The 19,278-nt window shown below is 34.5% G+C and carries 17 protein-coding genes; 12 read left to right on the top strand and 5 right to left on the bottom strand.

The features are described 5' to 3' along the window. Nucleotides 1-33 precede the first annotated feature (33 nt). From mnmE to rpmH, 5 genes are all read right to left on the bottom strand, one after another. Nucleotides 34-1,422 (bottom strand): tRNA uridine-5-carboxymethylaminomethyl(34) synthesis GTPase MnmE, encoded by a 1,389-nt coding sequence (gene mnmE / locus AC3B6G_RS03410; protein WP_489849563.1) that lies wholly within the window; start codon nucleotides 1,420-1,422, stop codon nucleotides 34-36. Between the two features lie 148 nt (nucleotides 1,423-1,570). Then, nucleotides 1,571-2,323 carry an RNA-binding cell elongation regulator Jag/EloR gene (gene jag / locus AC3B6G_RS03405; protein WP_489849018.1) on the bottom strand — a complete coding sequence of 251 codons (753 nt, stop codon included), beginning with the start codon at nucleotides 2,321-2,323 and terminating at the stop codon, nucleotides 1,571-1,573. 104 nt (nucleotides 2,324-2,427) lie between these two features. Continuing rightward, nucleotides 2,428-3,261 (bottom strand): membrane protein insertase YidC, encoded by an 834-nt coding sequence (gene yidC / locus AC3B6G_RS03400; RefSeq protein ID WP_489849017.1) that lies wholly within the window; start codon nucleotides 3,259-3,261, stop codon nucleotides 2,428-2,430. Further along, complete coding sequence (gene rnpA, locus AC3B6G_RS03395) at nucleotides 3,258-3,638, bottom strand: ribonuclease P protein component (protein WP_489849016.1); 381 nt, start codon at nucleotides 3,636-3,638, stop codon at nucleotides 3,258-3,260. The genes yidC and rnpA overlap by 4 nt, the downstream gene beginning before the upstream one ends. A 69-nt stretch (nucleotides 3,639-3,707) precedes the next feature. After that, nucleotides 3,708-3,842 carry a 50S ribosomal protein L34 gene (gene rpmH, locus AC3B6G_RS03390; RefSeq protein ID WP_489849015.1) on the bottom strand — a complete coding sequence of 45 codons (135 nt, stop codon included), beginning with the start codon at nucleotides 3,840-3,842 and terminating at the stop codon, nucleotides 3,708-3,710. Nucleotides 3,843-4,317: 475 nt separating this feature from the next. On the opposite strand from rpmH, the gene dnaA reads away from it, so the two are divergent. The 12 genes from dnaA to rplI all read left to right on the top strand — a co-directional run bounded on the left by dnaA (nucleotide 4,318) and on the right by rplI (nucleotide 19,239). Further along, on the top strand, nucleotides 4,318-5,649 hold the full coding sequence (gene dnaA, locus AC3B6G_RS03385; RefSeq protein WP_489849014.1) for a chromosomal replication initiator protein DnaA: 1,332 nt from the start codon (nucleotides 4,318-4,320) through the stop codon (nucleotides 5,647-5,649). 231 nt (nucleotides 5,650-5,880) lie between these two features. Further along, nucleotides 5,881-7,017 carry a DNA polymerase III subunit beta gene (dnaN, locus tag AC3B6G_RS03380; RefSeq protein WP_489849013.1) on the top strand — a complete coding sequence of 379 codons (1,137 nt, stop codon included), beginning with the start codon at nucleotides 5,881-5,883 and terminating at the stop codon, nucleotides 7,015-7,017. A gap of 219 nt (nucleotides 7,018-7,236) precedes the next feature. Then, nucleotides 7,237-7,461 carry a S4 domain-containing protein YaaA gene (yaaA, locus tag AC3B6G_RS03375; protein ID WP_489849012.1) on the top strand — a complete coding sequence of 75 codons (225 nt, stop codon included), beginning with the start codon at nucleotides 7,237-7,239 and terminating at the stop codon, nucleotides 7,459-7,461. 5 nt (nucleotides 7,462-7,466) lie between these two features. Then, nucleotides 7,467-8,594 carry a DNA replication/repair protein RecF gene (gene recF / locus AC3B6G_RS03370; protein ID WP_489849011.1) on the top strand — a complete coding sequence of 376 codons (1,128 nt, stop codon included), beginning with the start codon at nucleotides 7,467-7,469 and terminating at the stop codon, nucleotides 8,592-8,594. Nucleotides 8,595-8,607: 13 nt separating this feature from the next. Then, complete coding sequence (gene gyrB, locus AC3B6G_RS03365; protein ID WP_489849010.1) at nucleotides 8,608-10,551, top strand: DNA topoisomerase (ATP-hydrolyzing) subunit B; 1,944 nt, start codon at nucleotides 8,608-8,610, stop codon at nucleotides 10,549-10,551. Nucleotides 10,552-10,602: 51 nt separating this feature from the next. Then, nucleotides 10,603-13,089, top strand: a complete 2,487-nt coding sequence (gene gyrA / locus AC3B6G_RS03360) for a DNA gyrase subunit A (protein WP_489849009.1) — start codon at nucleotides 10,603-10,605, stop codon at nucleotides 13,087-13,089. A 213-nt stretch (nucleotides 13,090-13,302) separates the two neighbouring features. Then, a complete protein-coding gene (rpsF, locus tag AC3B6G_RS03355) occupies nucleotides 13,303-13,593 on the top strand; it encodes a 30S ribosomal protein S6 (protein ID WP_489849008.1) in 291 nt (96 codons plus the stop codon). 44 nt (nucleotides 13,594-13,637) lie between these two features. Further along, entirely contained in the window at nucleotides 13,638-14,273 is a 636-nt protein-coding gene (locus AC3B6G_RS03350; RefSeq protein WP_489849007.1) for a single-stranded DNA-binding protein, read from the top strand. Between the two features lie 50 nt (nucleotides 14,274-14,323). After that, on the top strand, nucleotides 14,324-14,557 hold the full coding sequence (gene rpsR, locus AC3B6G_RS03345; protein ID WP_489849006.1) for a 30S ribosomal protein S18: 234 nt from the start codon (nucleotides 14,324-14,326) through the stop codon (nucleotides 14,555-14,557). Between the two features lie 230 nt (nucleotides 14,558-14,787). After that, a complete protein-coding gene (locus AC3B6G_RS03340; protein WP_489849005.1) occupies nucleotides 14,788-16,527 on the top strand; it encodes a nuclease-related domain-containing protein in 1,740 nt (579 codons plus the stop codon). A gap of 151 nt (nucleotides 16,528-16,678) precedes the next feature. Then, nucleotides 16,679-18,724 carry a DHH family phosphoesterase gene (locus AC3B6G_RS03335; protein ID WP_489849004.1) on the top strand — a complete coding sequence of 682 codons (2,046 nt, stop codon included), beginning with the start codon at nucleotides 16,679-16,681 and terminating at the stop codon, nucleotides 18,722-18,724. Between the two features lie 62 nt (nucleotides 18,725-18,786). Further along, on the top strand, nucleotides 18,787-19,239 hold the full coding sequence (rplI, locus tag AC3B6G_RS03330; protein WP_489849003.1) for a 50S ribosomal protein L9: 453 nt from the start codon (nucleotides 18,787-18,789) through the stop codon (nucleotides 19,237-19,239). The last annotated feature ends 39 nt before the right edge of the window (nucleotides 19,240-19,278 follow it).

Below are 19,278 nucleotides of genomic sequence, written 5' to 3'. Positions count from 1 at the left end.
CTCCAATATTATCCACAGTGGATAACTTTTCTATTATTTTCCTAAACAAAATTGATTAAATAACTGATCCAATAATTCATCATGATAACTATCTCCGGTAATTTCTCCTAAGAATTCCCAGCAGCGATTCATATCCATTTGAACTAAATCGACCGGCATGCCAGCTTGAATCCCATTCAAAACATCATCTAAAGCATCTTCTGCTTGATGTAGTAAGCTAATATGTCGTGAATTTGTTACCATTACATTTTGTTGTGAATTTTCAATTCCTTCATTAAAGAATAGTTTTTCAATTCTTTCTTCTAATGGTTTTGTCCCATCAGCTTTAATTGCTGAGGTTGTAATTACATTTTCAGCGCCCACTAATTCTTTAATTTTATCCACATCGATCTTAATTGGTAAATCGGTTTTATTTAAAATGACAATTCGTTGCTTATTATTCGTCAATTCTAGTAATTTTTGATCCTCGTCATTTAAAGGTTCACTTGCATTTAAAACTAATAAGACCAAATCGGCATTTTGAATTGATTTCTTAGAACGTTCAACCCCGATTTTTTCAACCTGATCATTAGTTTCACGAATTCCAGCGGTATCGATCAACTTCAAAGGCACCCCACGAACATTAACGTATTCTTCTAAGACGTCTCGAGTCGTTCCAGGAACGTTAGTTACAATCGCCTTATCCTCATGAATCAAATGATTTAATAAACTTGATTTCCCAACGTTTGGTCGTCCTACTATCGCTGTTGCTAAGCCATCCCTTAATACTTTTCCTTGACTAGCTGTTCTTAGTAAGTCTTCAATTTGACGTTTAACATCCGTGGCTTTATCTAACAACATTTTAGTTGTATACGTTTCTGCACCATCATATTCAGGATAATCAATATTTACCTCAACATTCGCTAAAACTTCGCGGATTTCTTTTCGCAATTTACGAATCAATTGAGCCAAATTACCATCTAACTGGTTCAAAGCCACTCCTCTTGAGCGATCCGTCTTGGCTTCAATTAAGTCCATCACTGCCTCAGCTTGAGAAAGATCAATTCGACCATGAAGAAAAGCTCGTTCGGTAAATTCACCCGGATTCGCCATTCGCGCACCATTACTAAGCACTAACTGTAAAATGCGGTTAGTTGCAACAATTCCACCATGGCAATTAATTTCCACAACATCTTCAACAGTATATGTTTTCGGCGCCAACATTACTGAAACCATTACCTCATCAACTTGTTCATCATTTTTAGGATCAATAATATGACCATAATTAATAGTATGAGAAGCTACTTTGCGGAGATCTTTTCCCTTAAATATTTTAGTGATTACATCTAAAGCTTTATCACCACTAATTCTAATGATTGAGATTCCACCTACACCAGGTGGCGTTGCAATTGCCGCAATCGTATCAAATTCAGTTACGTTCATTGCCAAACTAATCATCCTCTCTATTTCTTCATACAAAAAAAGTGCCCACTCCACACGTAATGTGGATAAAGCACTTTCACTACTTCATCATTATTCAGTTCATTTATATATTAATAATTATAGAAGTTTATGCCAATTTGTCAATTGATTATCTTGGAGCAACCACGACGGCACGATGAGGTTCTCTACCAGCCGAATAGGTCCTGACATGGGAGGTATGTTCCAACGTTTTATGAATTTGTTTCCTTTCAAAAGAAGGCATTGGATCAAGATAGACTGGTTGACCATTTGCAACTACGTCTCGAGCAGTTCGTTCCGCTAATTTTTTTAGAACGTCCATTCTTCTTTGGCGATAGTTAGCTGTATCTAGTTCTACTTCTAAATGATAGACACCTAAACGATTTAAATAAATTTCAGATAGCGCTTGCAAGGCATTAATCGTCAAGCCGTGCTTACCAATTAATAGCCCTTCATTTTGCGTCTTAAAGTTAATTTTTAATGATTTACTTGAATGATGAGTGACTTCTAAATCTGCATGAATCCCTAATTGTTCGATAATTGAAGATAAATACTGCTTTAATTTTTCAATTGCTTCATTATTATCAGTATTTTTTTTACTAGGTTTTGATGCATCCTTTTCCTGAAATCGAACTTTGGTTTCATCTTTTTTTACGGTTGGACGAGCTTGTTTTTTTTCTTCTGCAGTTTTTTTAATTTGATTTCGATTAGGCTCATGAGAAATGACAACCATTTCAACTTTAGCGTCTCGTTTTCCAAATCCTAAGAAGCCTTTTCTTGGCTTTTGAATTAATTTAATTTCAACGTCTTTTCGATCAACATGTAAAGCCGCTAAACCTTCTTCAATCGCTTCATCAGCAGTTCTACCAATAAAAGTTGTCATTTTTTTTCCTCCATTTTTTGGTCTATGTAAAAACACTATTTTTAATTATAAAAGACACCGGTTAAGAAACTCAACCGATGTCTTAATTTTTTTGATTTATTTAATTATTTATGACGACTTTTCTTTGCATTTCGAATTGCTTTTTGCATTTTACGTTCTTTTTGTTTAGCAATCTTTTCCTTTTCTTGGCGTTCTCGTTGAATTTTCCAAGGATTCTGTAACAACAATGTTTGAATCGCTTGGAAAGCATTTGTAACTACCCAGTAAAGCGAAATTGCAGATGGTACGTTCAATGCAGTAAAGAAAATCACAAATGGCATAACAACCGTCATTGAAGTTGTCATTCCATTCTTTTCAGGTTGTGACTTCATTGATAACCAAGAGCTAACAAAAGTTAGTAAGGCTGCCAAAATTGGTAATACCAAGAATGGATCTTTAGCTCCTAATTGCAACCATAAGAAATGACCTGAACGTAATGATTGAGTTCGCAAAATAGATTGGTATAAAGCGAATAAAACAGGTAACTGAACAATTAATGGAAGACATCCAGCAATCGGATTAATTCCTGCTTCGGAATAAAGCTTTTGTTGTTCAGCACGCAATTTTTGCATTGTATCGGTATCCTTGGAAGAATACTTCTTTTGCAATGCTTTTAATTGCGGTTGAATTTCTTGAGTTTTCTTCATACTTCGCGTTTGGAAAACCATTAATGGAAGAATAACTACCCGCACGATAATCGTAAAGGCAATAATTCCTAGTCCATAGCTGTTCCCAAATAACTTGGCTAGCCAAATTATTGCTCGAGAAAAGTTTAATAGAATGACTCCGTCCCAAAATCCACTACTGTGACTATTCACAGGTGCATTGGAACAGGCACTCAATAGGATCATCAAACTAGCAATCGAGAGCAACGCTGTAACGCGTTTTAATTTCTTCATTTATTTCCCTCATTATTGTCATTGTCTTCTAAATAATCTTGATTTAATAAACCAGCTAATTTCAACGCATGTATCAAATTATTTTTAATCGTTTTCATCGTTTGTTCAGAAGCTCTTGGTCTTGCAATCACCAATATGTCAACGTCTTGTTTTAAAAATGGTTTTAATTCTAACATTGACTGGCGAATCCGACGTTTAACCCAATTTCGATGAACTGCATTTCCTATCTTCTTTCCAACCGAAATCCCCACTCGAAAATGAACTTGATTCGGTCGATCAGCTTGATAGATTACAAACATTCGATTAGCAACAGACTGATGCTTTTCAAACACTCGTTGAAAATCAGCCTCTTTTTTAACTCGATAAGACTTTCTCATAAGTATCTCCAAGTCATTTTATTAATTATCCACTATTTAATGAAAAAAGACCACTGAATGGTCAGTGGCCTATACAGATAATGATTTTCTGCCTTTACGACGACGGCGTGCTAAAACTTTACGGCCGTTACGATCTTGCATCCGTTTACGGAAACCGTGTACACGGGCACGATGACGTTTCTTTGGTTGGTAAGTACGTTTCATTACAAACCCTCCTTATTTTAATTAGGTTTTACTTTATTAGATTCCAAAAGCATTACTCAATAATAATACCACATAATTTCATTTTTATAAAAGATATTTTCAAAAAAAGCCAAAAATTATTCATTTAAAAATGCCAAATTGGTATATACAGAAAAATGTTTCATGCGCATTTACAATCATTTTCTAAAATTTTTTAATAAGTTATCCACATACTTATCCACATATCCACAGAAAGTGGATAAAATGATTAACACATTGTGGATAACTATGTTAATCATTGTTAAATAACTCTTTTTTATCCACAATCATTGTTGATAATCTGAAATCAATATTTATATATTAACAGGTATCCACAAAACAGTCACTAAGTTATTAACATGTTGTGTAACAATTTAAATTGTACCAGTTTGTCATATCGCACTTGCAATTTTTTAATGATATAGTATTTTATGCTTTTGAAAAAGGGAGGCATTCTATGAATCAAAATTCTTTTTGGACTCAAATATGTAATTATTTTAAAGACGATCTTTCTGAAACTAGTTATCGAACATGGATTAGTTCTTCTACTCCAATCGACTTTAATAAGAACCAGTTTGTCCTCCAAGTAAAATCTCCGTTTCATCGGGACTACTGGCTTGAACATTTAATTACCAAATTTAGAACTTTTGCTTATCAAATTACTAGTAAAGAAATCGAAATTAAAATCGTAACAGAAGAAGACATGATGTCTAAAGCCTTCTTTAAAGAAGAACGACAACAACAAGAGCGATTTCCAAAACAAAAGACTCATCTAAATAAACAATATACTTTTGATAATTTTATTGTTGGACAGTCAAATGAACTTGCCCAGGCAGCAGCTTTGGCAGCTGCGGAAGAACCTGGAAATATATATAGTCCACTTCTTATTTATGGGGGCGTGGGGTTAGGTAAAACTCATTTAATGCAAGCAGTCGGCAATGAAATTCTAAGTAATAATCCTGAGGCTAACGTTAAGTATGTTACCAGTGAAGAGTTTACGATCGAATTCATAGAAGCAATTAAAAAAAATAGCGTCGATGCATTTCGAAATGAATACAGAAATGCTGACGTATTGTTAGTTGATGATATTCAATTTTTCGCTAACAAGGATAAAACTCAAGAAGAGTTCTTCCATACTTTCAATGACTTATATGATCACCATAAACAAATCGTTTTAACATCAGATCGACTTCCAAATGAAATTCCCGATTTACAAGACCGCTTAACATCTCGCTTCTCTTCCGGATTACCAACTGACATTTTGAAACCTGATATTCAGACTCGCCAACAGATCCTTAGAAAAAAAGCTGACAGTCGTGGGATTTCTTTGGACGATTCGTCAGTCGAATACATTGCTGAAAAGGTTCAATCTAATGTTCGAGAATTAGAAGGGGCATTATCTAGAGTTTCTGCATATACCAGTTTTAAGAAAATTCCAATTAACTTAGCTAGTGTGAAGGAATCCATGAATGGACTAGATTTTTCAAATGTTATGCCTGACATAACGGTTGATAGAATTTTTAAAGTCATTTCTTCTTACTTTGATGTTTCTATTGAAGATCTTAAAGGAAAACGGCGCTATAAAAAAATTGTAATGCCTCGTCAAATTGCTATGTATTTATGTCGTGAATTTACTGACACATCGTTACCAAAAATTGGTAAAGCTTTCGGGGGGCGTGATCATACAACTGTAATTCACGCTATTGATAAAATTACTTTAGCTTTACAAAAAAAAGATCCGAACATTGAAACTGATATTGACGATTTAAAAAATGAACTTAGACATTAATTCTTTTTATTTAACAAATTAAAGACACAAAATGATATAATCAAATTATCAACGCTTTGTCAGTTAATTCTTAAAAAAAGATATCCACAGAAATAATTAAGTTGTCCACATGGTTATCCACATAGTAGATTAATTGATATAACAGCATTTGATGATGCACAGGGGTAGTTATCCACAACCCCTACTACTATTTATATTATTATTAATAGTTGTAGTATAGGAGGACCTGAAATGAATTTTTCAATTCAAAGAGCAGCATTTATTAAAGCACTAAATATTGTTTCAAGAGCAATCACTTCTAAAACAGCAATTCCAATATTGAGTGGAATTAAAATTATTGCTAATGATGATGGACTAGTTTTAACTGGTAGTGATTCTGACGTTTCAATCGAAACTAGAATTTCTAGTAGTAATGCTGATAATGAATTAACAGTTACTGAAGATGGATCAATTGTATTACCAGCACGTTTCTTTATTAACATCGTTAAAAAATTACCAGATGAAAAAATGACGGTTGAAATTATTGATGGATTACAAACTAAAATTTCTTCTGGAAATTCTGAATTTACAATTAACGGGTTAGATGCTTCAAACTATCCTCATCTTCCAGAAATTGATACTGACAAATCGGTCGATATTGATGGAGATGTTTTTAAAGAAGTTATTGGACAAACTGTCATTGCCGTATCAAACCAAGAAAGCCGCCCAATTTTAACTGGAGTTCACTTTGTTTTGAAAGAAAATGAATTAATGGCGGTTGCTACTGACAGCCATCGATTAAGTCAACGAAAAGTTAAGTTGAATAGCAATGACCAAACTTGTGACATTATTGTTCCTGGAAAAAGTTTAGTTGAGCTAGAACGAATGATTGAAGAACATCAAAATCTTCAAATGCGGGTTTCTGAAAATCAAGTGTTGTTTATTTTAGGTGAAACAGCATTTTACTCTCGGTTACTAGAAGGAAATTATCCTGATACTTCTCGTTTGATCCCTGAAAATAGTAGTACTGAATTTCAATTACAAGCTACTGATTTATTAGCATCGATTGATCGAGCTTCCTTGTTATCCCATGCTTCTCGAAATAACGTTGTTAAATTATCGATTAATGTTGATGCTAAAAAAATTAAATTAACTGGTGATTCTCCGGATGTTGGGAACGTGGAAGAAGAATTGGAACTTGAAGAAGCTACTGGTGATGAATTAGAAATTTCATTCAATCCAGATTATATGAAAGATGCGCTTCGTTCATTTGGAAAAACTATGATTAAACTTTCCTTCACATCTCCATTACGGCCTTTTACACTGTTGCCTAGTGAAGATGAGGATCAATCATTTGTTCAATTGATTACACCAGTTCGGACATTTTAATTGATAATAAAATAAATGACTTTTGAACCGTCACTTAAATGTGACGGTTTTTTATTTGAACTGATTCTTATCAAAAAAGACTAAATTTGCTTGTTATACGCTTTTTTGGTCGATAATGTGTATTTAAATTAAAATAGCTAAAATGGCTTAATTCCTGTTAAATATGTACTTTTAAGCGAATCAGGCGTATAATTATAGTTATAAAAGGTGGGTGAAATAGTGAAAAAAACTGTTTTGATTAAAGCACCATATATTACTTTAGGTCAAATGCTTAAAGAAGAAGGCGTAATTAGTACCGGAGGGCAAGCAAAATGGTATTTGCATAACAATACCGTGATGTTGAACGATGAACCCGAAAATCGACGTGGCAAAAAATTGGTTGATGGTGATAATGTTTCCATTCCAGACATTGGAATGTTCTTTATTCGTTCAGAACAGGATTAGCAAATATGAGATTGAGAGAATTATCTCTTCATAATTTTCGTAATTATGAACAAGTTGATTTAACGTTTGATAATTCAGTTAATATTTTGATTGGTGACAATGCTCAAGGGAAAACAAATCTTTTGGAATCGATTTATGTTCTGGCTTTAACGAAAAGTCATAGAACTAATAATAATCGGGAATTAATTGGGTGGAATCATGACACGGCCCAACTAAAGACAACGGTTGTAAAGCAGACCCACGACTTAAAATTGGAATTAGATTTAAGCAAAAAAGGAAAAAAAGCAAAGGTTAATCACATTGAACAAGCCAAATTATCATCTTATGTTGGAGAATTGAATGTGATTTTATTTGCGCCTGAAGATTTAAAAATCGTCAAAGGTTCTCCCCAACAAAGACGTCAGTTTATGAATATTGAGTTTGGTCAGATGAGTAATAAATACTTATTTAATACTGCTCAATATCAAAAAGTGTTGGGACAAAGGAATCGTTATTTGAAGGATTTTCAATCCAATCGGGTCAATGATACGGTTTACTTGGATGTTTTATCTGATCAATTAGCAAGTTATGGATCTCAAATTATTTTTCAGAGACTAGAATTACTGAAAAAGTTGGAAAAATGTGCGGCTGATGTTCATCAAGAAATTTCCCAAGCAAAGGAAAAGTTAACTTTTAAGTATCAAACTAGTTTAAAAAAAGCTGAATTAACCGACGTTAAGACCATCTATGAAGCATTAAAGAATGGATATCAACAGGAAAGAGATCGCGAAATTCATCAAGGAACAACGATCATTGGTCCTCATCGTGATGATTTAAAGTTTCAAATCAATCAAAAAGACGTTCAAGTATATGGATCTCAAGGACAACAAAGAACGACGGCTTTATCTGTGAAATTGGCAGAGATTGATTTGATGAAGGCGGAAACGAATGAATATCCTGTCCTCTTATTAGATGATGTGTTATCAGAATTAGATGATGCTCGCCAAACACATCTATTAAAAGCGATTCAAAATAAGGTCCAGACGTTTTTGACTACGACCAGTTTGAGTGGGGTCGCACGCGATTTGATTAATAATCCAACGTTGTTTCACGTTAAGGATGGAACGATAGAAGAAGAATCAGGATTGGAATAAAGGAGGAACTACAGTGACTGACGAAGAACGCCAAAAAGAAGCGGCTGCACGGAAATATAATGCAAGTCAAATTCAAGTTCTAGAGGGACTTGAAGCAGTTCGAAAACGACCAGGGATGTATATTGGTTCCACTAGTGGACAAGGTTTACACCACTTAGTATGGGAAATTGTAGATAACGGAATCGATGAAGCTTTAGCAGGTTTTGCTGATACTATTCATGTGATTGTGGAAAAAGATAATAGTATTACCGTTACTGATAATGGTCGTGGAATTCCAACTGATACAATGACAAAAACTGGAAAACCAGCACTAGAAACTATTTTTACGGTCTTACATGCCGGAGGTAAGTTCGGTGGTGGCGGTTACAAAGTTTCTGGGGGACTTCACGGGGTTGGGGCATCCGTTGTTAATGCTCTTTCGACCGAACTAGATGTTACGGTTACTCGTGATGGAAAACGTTATTACATGGACTTTGAACGTGGCCATGTCAAAACCCCAATGAAATTTTTGGGAGAAGTTCCAGAAGAAGAACATGGAACGAAAGTTCATTTTGTCCCAGATCCTGATATTTTCACTGAAACAACGACTTATGATATTCATATTTTGATTAACCGAATTCGAGAACTCGCTTTCTTAAATAAGGGATTGAGAATTTCCATTACTGATAAACGTCCTGAAAAGCCAATTGAAGATGACTTTTTATACGAGGGTGGAATTCGTCATTATGTTGAATATCTTGATGAACATAAAGATGTTTTATTCGATGAACCAATTTATGTTGAAGGAAAAGAAAATGATATTACGGTCGAAGTGGCTCTTCAATACACAGATGACTACCATAGTAATTTATTAACTTTCACTAATAATATTCATACCATCGAAGGTGGAACCCACGAAGAGGGTTTCAAACGAGCTCTAACACGGGTCATCAATGATTATGCTAAGAAGAATAACTTAATTAAAGAAAAGAATGTTAAGTTATCTGGTCCCGATGTTCGTGAAGGACTAACGGCTGTAATCAGTATTAAACATCCTGATCCTCAATTTGAAGGTCAGACCAAGACAAAGTTAGGGAATTCTGATGCCAGAACTGCGGTTGACCACATTTTCAGTGATCACTTTACCCGTTTCTTAATGGAAAACCCCACTACTGCTCGTCGAATCGTTGACAAGGGATTGATTGCTTCTAAAGCTCGAGTTGCTGCAAAACGGGCCCGTGAAGTTACTAGACAGAAGAGTGGTTTGGAAATTACGAACCTTCCTGGTAAGTTAGCAAATAATACCAGTAAGGATCCCGATATTTCTGAGTTATTCATTGTCGAAGGGGACTCTGCTGGTGGTTCTGCCAAGCAGGGCCGTTCTCGTTTAACGCAAGCTATTTTACCAATTCGGGGAAAGATTTTGAACGTTGAAAAAGCTAGTATGGATCGAATCTTAGCAAATGAAGAAATTCGGTCATTATTTACTGCAATGGGAACTGGTTTTGGAGATGATTTTGACATCACCAAGGTCAATTACCATAAATTAATTATCATGACCGATGCCGATGTTGATGGAGCTCATATTCAAATCTTATTATTAACGTTGATTTATAATTACATGCGTCCAATGTTAGATGCTGGATATGTATACATTGCCCAACCACCTCTTTATCGTTTACGTCAGGGTAAAATGCAACGTTACATCGATAGTGATGAAGAATTACATCGGTTGGAAAGCCAGTTACCAGCATCCCCTAAACCAAGCATTCAACGTTACAAAGGGCTAGGAGAAATGGATGCGGAACAACTTTGGGAAACCACGATGAATCCAGATACCAGAAGGTTATTACGAGTCGATTCTGAAAGTGCTTCTTCAGCTTCAAAGGTATTTGAAATGTTAATGGGAAGTAAAGTTGAACCACGTCGGAAGTTCATTGAAGAAAATGCCACATTCGTTGAAAACTTGGATGTTTAATGAACTTGATTTGCTGATGTTTAAGATGAAAATGAATGGGGGCAAAAGCAGTTGTCAGATGATAAGAATTTAACTAACCATCGAATTACTGATGTTGATTTATCACAAAAAATGAGAACGTCATTTTTGGATTATGCAATGAGTGTTATTGTGGCTCGAGCACTTCCTGATGTTCGTGACGGTTTGAAACCGGTTCATAGACGGATTTTATACGATATGAATGAATTAGGGGTTACTCCTGATAAGCCCTATAAGAAGTCTGCCAGAATTGTGGGAGACGTTTTAGGGAAATATCATCCCCATGGAGATAGTGCAGTTTACGAATCCATGGTTCGAATGGCGCAAGACTTTAGTTATCGTTACATGTTGGTTGATGGTCACGGTAACTTTGGTTCTGTCGACGGTGATGGGGCCGCTGCCATGCGTTATACCGAAGCCCGTTTGAGCAAGATTGCAATGGAAATGCTTCGGGATATTAATAAAGATACTGTTGATTTCCAACCAAACTATGATGGGACGGAACGTGAACCAAAAGTTTTGCCTTCCCGTTTTCCTAACTTATTAGTAAACGGTGCTTCTGGAATTGCGGTTGGGATGGCCACGAATATTCCAACTCATAATTTAAGTGAAGTAATTAGTGCTTTGCACATTTTGATGAAGAATCCAGATGCGACAACAGCTGATTTGATGGAAGCTTTACCTGGACCTGATTTTCCTACTGGTGGAATCGTAATGGGAAAGTCTGGAATTCGTAAAGCATATGAAACTGGTCGTGGTAGTATCGTTTTACGGGCTAAAGTTGACATTGAAGAAACTAAAACCGGTCGCCAACAAATCGTAGCGACTGAATTACCATACATGGTAAATAAAGCGAAGTTAGTTGAAAGAATTGCTAACTTAGTTCGTGAAAAACGTCTTGAAGGAATTACTGACGTTAAGGATGAATCTGACCGTGAAGGAATGCGAGTAACGATCGATGTTCGTCGTGACGCTAGTGCTGAAGTTGTATTGAACAATCTTTATAAGATGACGTTACTTCAAACCTCATTTAGTTTTAATATGTTAGCGATTGTTGACGGAACTCCTAAGGTGTTAAGTCTAAAACAGATTTTAACTTACTACTTGGAACATCAAGTTGAAGTTATCAAACGCCGGACGGCCCATGATTTAAAGCGGGCTGAAAATCGTGACCACATCTTACAAGGATTATTGGTTGCACTTAACCACATTGATGAAATCATCAAGATTATTAAGAGTTCCCAAACTGGTGCGGTTGCCAAGGACCAGTTACTCCATCTCTACGATTTAGATGAAAAGCAAGCTCAGGCTATCTTGGACATGCGTTTAGTTAGATTGACCGGTCTTGAAATTGAAAAGGTGCAAGAAGAACATAAACACCAAGTTGCATTGATTGCTGAATTGAAGGCTATCTTAGCTAGTCGTGAAAAGGTTAACGAAATTATCTATGAAGAATTATTGAAGATTCAAGATCGCTTTGGTGATGAACGTAGAACTAAGTTAATGGTCGGAGAAGCATTGAGTATCGAAGACGAAGACTTAATTGCTGAAGAAGATGTGATGGTCACATTAACACATAATGGTTACATTAAGCGAATGCCAACATCAGAATTTAAGACGCAAAATCGTGGTGGTCGGGGAGTTCAAGGGATGGAAGTCCATAATGATGACTTTATTGAACACTTGATTGCTACTTCTACTCACGATACACTTCTCTTCTTTACCAATACTGGTAAAGTTTACAAGATGAAGGGCTATGAAGTTCCCGAATATGGACGTTTAGCAAAAGGGATTCCAATTATTAATTTATTGGGGATTGCTGCTGGTGAAAAGGTGCAAACTGTAATTAACATTTCAGCTGACGCTCATGATAACGATAAGTACCTCTTCTTTACGACCCTCCATGGAATTGTTAAACGAACTGCCGTAAGCGAATTTGTGAATATTAGAAGTAATGGTCTTAAGTCAATTCATTTGAAGGAAGACGATGAATTGATTGGTGTTTCAATTATTAGTGAAGATCAAAACATGATTATTGGAACTCATAATGGCTACGCTGCAAGCTTTAGATCAATAGATGTTCGTTCAATGGGTCGGACTGCAAGTGGAGTTCGCGGAATCCATTTGCGTGATAAAGATTACGTTGTTGGTGTTGATATCTTGGATCCAAAGAGTGATATTTTTGTAATCACTGAAAAGGGATTTGGAAAGCGGACACCTGCGAATGAATATGCATTACGTGGTCGTGGTGGAAAAGGAATCAAGACTATCAATATGAATGCTAAGAATGGTCATTTAAGTGGTTTTGCAACCGTGTTAGCTGACGATGATATTATGTTGATTACCGATAAAGGGGTTACGATTCGTTTCCATGCCTCCAATGTTTCTGAATCTAGTCGGGTTACCTTGGGAGTCCATTTGATTCGAATTGATGATGGTTCTCAAGTTGCCACAATGGCAAAGGTTCCTCAAGAAGATCCAGAAGATGAAAAAAGTAATGATTCAAAAGATGAGGAATAATTAAAAGATGGGATATTTCCCATCTTTTTTAATTAAGAAATAGATTTGTTTTCGTATATACTATATAGTCGCAAATTAACATTTCAGTGAAAATTGATTATTGAAAATAGATATGCTATAATTTTCTTTTGTGAATATGAGAGGATTCCTCCATATTCTCCTTACCTTTCAAAATTGTTTGAAGGGTCTAAAGTCCACAGGGAGGTGTAATTCATGGAAGAACGCAAATATGAAATTACTTACATCATTCGTCCTGATTTAAACGAATCAGCTAAGAAAGAATTAGTCGATCGTTTTGATAAGATCTTGACTGATAATGGTGCTAAGATTATTGATTCAAAAGATTGGAAGAAGCTTCGTTTAGCTTATGAAATTAAGGGCTATAATGAAGGTTTATACCACATCGTTAATTTAACAACTTCTGACGATACTTCTTTAAACGAATTTGATCGTTTATCTAAGTACAGTGACGATATTTTACGTCACATGATCGTTAACCGTTAATTTAATCATTGAAATAGTTTTGACGTATGAAAGGGGTTTTCGACATGATTAATCGAGCAATTTTAACTGGTCGTTTAACACGGGATGTTGATTTGCGATATACCCAAAGCGGCAGAGCTGTTGGTAGATTTACCCTTGCTGTTGATAGACGCTTTAAGGATAGTAATGGTGAACGCCAAACAGATTTTATTAGCTGTACTATTTGGGGAAAATCTGCAGAAAGTTTCGCTAATTTCTTTCATAAGGGCAGCTTAGTTGGAATTGATGGTTCAATTCAAACTGGCAGTTATGAAAGAGACGGAGTAAGAGTTTATACAACTGATATTAACGTTGAAAACTGGTCGTTCCTAGAATCACGAAATGCTTCTAACGAAAATAACGGTGATTTTAACAATGGTAATGATCGTTATAACAGTAATAATGGTAGTTATAATAATCCTACTCCTCATAGAAACAGTGAATCTCCTTTTGATAAGTCAAAAAACAATGACAATAATGGTAGTTGGAAAGGCTCAAAATCATTTGATGAGTCTGATCCGTTTCAGCATTCTTCTAATAAAGGAGATTCATTTAATTCCAAACAAAATCATTCACCAAAAAATGATGATGGAAATAATAAGGATCCGTTTGCTGGTAAGGGTGATGACATTGACATTGCTGATGATGACTTGCCATTTTAATATTAAATATTATTTAATTAAAAAAGAAAAGATATGGGGAGGTTTTTAACATGCCACAAAGAAGAGGCGGACGTCGTCGTCGTAAGATGGATTATATTGCTGCTAATCACATTGATTACATCGACTATAAAGATGTTCAATTATTAAATCGTTTTACTTCAGAAAGAGGTAAGATTTTACCACGTCGTGTTACTGGTACTAGTGCCAAGAACCAACGTAAGCTAACTATCGCTATTAAGCGTGCACGTATCATGGGCTTAATGCCATTCGTTACTGAAGACTAATTTTGCACATGATAAGTAAATTCTGAGTCTTATAATTGTTAGATTGATTCTGATAATTAGAGACTCTTTTTTTATAAAAATCAATTTAGATTCTAAGTTATTGATTAAATTGACTAATTCTTAGATATAACCTGATATTTAGAGTAATATTAACATTATGAAGGTTATGTCAAATACATATATAAACATGGTTTAAAATATTTAACATTTTAATCTAGTGAGGTGAGAAAATGGGTTTGGATGTGCAAAAACAAGATAATAAAAGGTTAAGGAGACAACTCACCATTTTAAAACAACAATTAAGGGATCAAAAACACCTTTCTGAAGATCTGCAGGAAGAGTTTAATAATAAGATTCGCCAACAACAAAAGATTACAAATGAAATTCTTAATATTATTAGAAAGGAAGGAAATGCTAAGCAAAATCGATTCAATGATAAGTTCAATAAACAAAAAACCGTTACAAATGAAATTATCGATATCTTAAGAAGACAAAATACAGATCTTAAAAATGCCGTTAGTGAACAAACTAGTGTTGAAAAAGATAGTTATAATTCATTGGCTACCAAGTTTATCGAACATCAAAATAAAGCAAATGCTCAGTGGCAAAGCATTATTAATCAACGGAACTATGATGCAGCTAAATATACAAAATTAGAGAGAATTTATAATAACTTAAAGCGTTCTGCTAATGAATCTAAAAAAGAATTACGAAACATTCAATCTAAATATAAAGATTTACAACAAAGTGCTGAAGTTCAACATAAAAGTGACATCGCTAATTATAATTCACTGGAAGCAAAGTTAAATGAACAGACTGCTGCTCCTGAATCAGAGCTTCAAATAATTCCTGAAAATAATAAAATAACTGATTTTAATTTTCAATTTTCGGGAATGATTAGTAATGTTAAAATGACTAACAGTGATTTTAATAAACTTTCCAAAAAATATAAAACAGTTGCTTTTAAAAATGGAACAGTTGATTTAATTGATTATTCGAGGAGAATTATTAAAAAAATTAAGAAAAATCGTGAAAAGTTCCACCAGTTACTTCATAACGATGATTTTCAATTATTTAAGAGTGATATTTATAATAAATTTTATAAACAAAATGATGGATTTGAAGCTGAAATTGAAGTTCAAAAAGAAATTGAAAATGAATTTAAAAAACTTAATCTTAAGAATTATGAAAGTCATTTCAAGATTATTTCAGATATTGATATTCCGTTCCGATATAGTCAAAAATCACAAGAAAGTAGTAATCAAATTGATTTAATTTTAATTTGTCGATGGGGAATTTTTGCGATTGAGGTTAAATATTATAAAGCGGATCAAATTGACTTATTGACCGATAAGAAAAATCCATTGATTAAATCATATAATCCAATTGGTGATAAAGAAGTTCAGATTCCAAATGACTATATTAGTACCATTCAAAAGGGAAATCCTCAATTGCATAACGGGTACAATAATATTAGTCGACAAACTTATCAACATAAGTTAGCGATTATTTATAACATCAGAAATAGTTTTCAAAATGGAAATAAGTTTAAGTTTAATCGTGAAGTTATTGAAGAAAAGATGCTTGGAAATATCGTTCATTCGCCTTTAATTTATAGGGACGATATAGCTAACCATCATGATGATTATTATCAAGATAAGGCTGATTATCAAGATGAATCTGTACATAAGAACTGGAGAGTTGAAGCAGCCCCAATGAACGGATGCTTAAAATGGATAATTGATAACTATGATAATAATGAAACTATTAAAAAATTAACTCCAGATGAAATTGATCGTCTTGGAGAACTTTTTAGAGAATTACAAATCAACGAAAAGAAATATAATCATGATATTTTAGGCCCACAACCAGAAAATAACAGAATGTCAGGTTATTTAGCCTCAATGAATCAATATCTTCAATTTTTAAATCGATTAGACGCTTGGGTAGAAAGCGTTATATCTGATTGAAAAAATTTCATTTTTGACGCATGATCATCTAAATCAATGGTCGTGCGTTTTGTTATTTTTATATATTACACGGTCTTTTTATCACTTTCTTAAAGTGTGATAAAATAATATAGATAATTATTTTATTCAGACAAAAACGAAGAGGCGTGTCATGAAAAAGAAAAGAAGATTTTTTAACTTACCACCGTTTTTATCGAATCGTTTTTTAAGATGGATCACTATTTTTATGTCTTTTTTAGTAATTTTTAGTACAGTTATTACCTTTTTAGAAAGTTGGGCATTAGGAGTAATTCTTCTTTTGATTCTTAGTGGAATTTTAGCTTATAATTTCAAGTTAATGAACCGCTTAAGTGATAATGCTAATCAATACTTATCAGACTTATCATATCGAATTCATCGTGGCGAACGAGAAACGATGTTAGAAATGCCAGTTGGAATTTTAATTTTGAATGATAAAGAACAAATTGATTGGGTCAATCCATATCTTCAGCCTTATTTTGGTGATGAACATATTTTAGGAGAACAACTTGGGGACGTAGCACCTGGATTAAAATCATTAGTCAATCAAAATTGGAACTCAAAGGACAGCAACGAAGTGACTTGGAATCATCATCATTTTTCAATGTTGATTCAAAGGGAATTTCATACTGTGTACATGATGGATGTTACGAACTATTATGAAATTGAAGAGCGTTATAATAGTGAGAAAATTTCAATTGGAGAAATTTTCTTGGATAACTATGATGAAATTACGCAATCAATGACTGACCAAGATATTTCTAATCTACGGAGTTACGTTACGAATGAACTATCAGTTTGGGCTGAAAAATTTCATGTTTATTTGAAACAAATTGATGATGACCATTTTTTGATGGTTGCATATGCAGAATCATTACGTGAAATCGAAGAAGATAAATTTGAAATTTTAGATAAGATTCGTGAAAGTACTTCCAGACATAATTATCCTTTAACGTTAAGTATTGGGATTGCTTATGATGATCAAAATCTGAACCAATTAGCTCAACAAGCTCAAAGTGATTTAGACTTAGCACTTGGCCGAGGTGGAGATCAAGTTGTTGTAAAGGCTCGAGATCAAGAAGCTCGTTTTTATGGTGGAAAGACTAATCCAATGGAAAAACGGACTCGAGTTAGAGCTAGAATGACTGCTCAAGCCCTTCAAGAAATTATTAAAGAATCTGATCAAATTTTTGTTCAAGGACATTCTCGTCCTGATATGGATGCCATTGGTTCCTGTATGGGGATTCACCGAATGGCCAAGATGAATAATAAACAATGTTGGATCGTGATCGATCAAACCCAGATTCATTCTGATGTCCAAAGATTATTAGAGTTAACCAAAAAATATCCTGATATTTATGATTCAATCATTACTCCTGATGAAGCACTCAAAAAAGCTACAGATAATAGTCTTTTGATCATGGTCGATCATTCGAAACCATCAATGAGTATTTCGCGGGCACTGTATAATCGATTGGAGAATCGGGTGGTTGTCATTGATCATCATCGTCGTGGTGAAGAATTCCCTGAGAATCCAATTTTGGTTTACATCGAACCTTATGCTTCATCCGCAAGTGAGTTAGTAACGGAATTATTAGAATATCAATCTCAAGACAAGGAACCAATCAATCGCCTTGAAGCAACTGCGTTATTGACCGGAATTTTTGTTGATACAAAGTCATTTTCAATGGAAGCCGGGACAAGAACGTTTGATGCTGCTAGTTACTTGAGATCTGCCGGAGCTGATTCAAATGTAATGCAATCGTTAATGCGTGAAAATGTTGATGCTTATATTTCAAGGAATCATTTAATTTCAAGAGTTGAATTTATTGATGCTAATCGTCAACTAGCATTAATTGCTGGTGAGAATGATAAAACTTATGATCCGGTAACGGCTGCTCAAGCAGCAGATTCATTATTAACGATGCAGGGAGTAAAAGCTTCCTTCGTTATTAGTAATCGTCCTGATGGTAAGGTTGGAATTTCTGCTCGAAGTGATGGTGATGTGAACGTTCAAATCATTATGGAACGCCTTGGTGGTGGAGGTCACTTAGCAAGTGGCGCAACCCAGATTAGTGATAAATCCGTTTCTGAAGTTAAACCAATGTTAATTAAAACCATTCAAGAAGTATTAGCAGAAGAAACCCCTGATGATGATTCCGATGATGATGATGAATAATAGTAGTAATTTCAGTGAATTTTTGTTAAATTAGATTATAGATATAAAAGGAGCTGGTCTCGATGAAAGTTATTTTCTTACAAGATGTACGTGGAAAAGGTAAAAGAGGAGAAGTTAAGAATGTCCCAGATGGATATGCGCAAAACTTCTTAATTAAACGAAATATGGCTAAAGCAGCAACTAATTCCGCTATTAGTCAATTAAATGCAGAGAAGCGTGCTGAAAAACGTGATGAAGCTGAAGAATTAGCTCACGCTAAAGAACTTAAAGCTAAAATTGAAGATGACAAAACAGTCGTTGAATTTACAGCTAAGTCAGGTACTGATGGTCGTCTCTTCGGTTCAATTCCAAGTAAAAAGATCGTTCAAGGATTACAAGATCAATACGGAATTAAATTAAAGAAACAAGACGTTGAACTATCTGAACCAATTCGTTCTTTGGGATACACTAACGTTAGTGTTAAAATCCATCCTTCTGTGACCGCGACGATTCGAGTTCACGTTAAAGAACAATAATTTAGTAGTTAGCTAGCAAAAAGACTGGGAAACCGGTCT

The organism is Nicoliella sp. ESL1149 (assembly GCF_058107265.1).
Note: the sequence above shows the minus strand (reverse complement) of the source record. Positions and strands in the feature narration are given on the sequence as shown.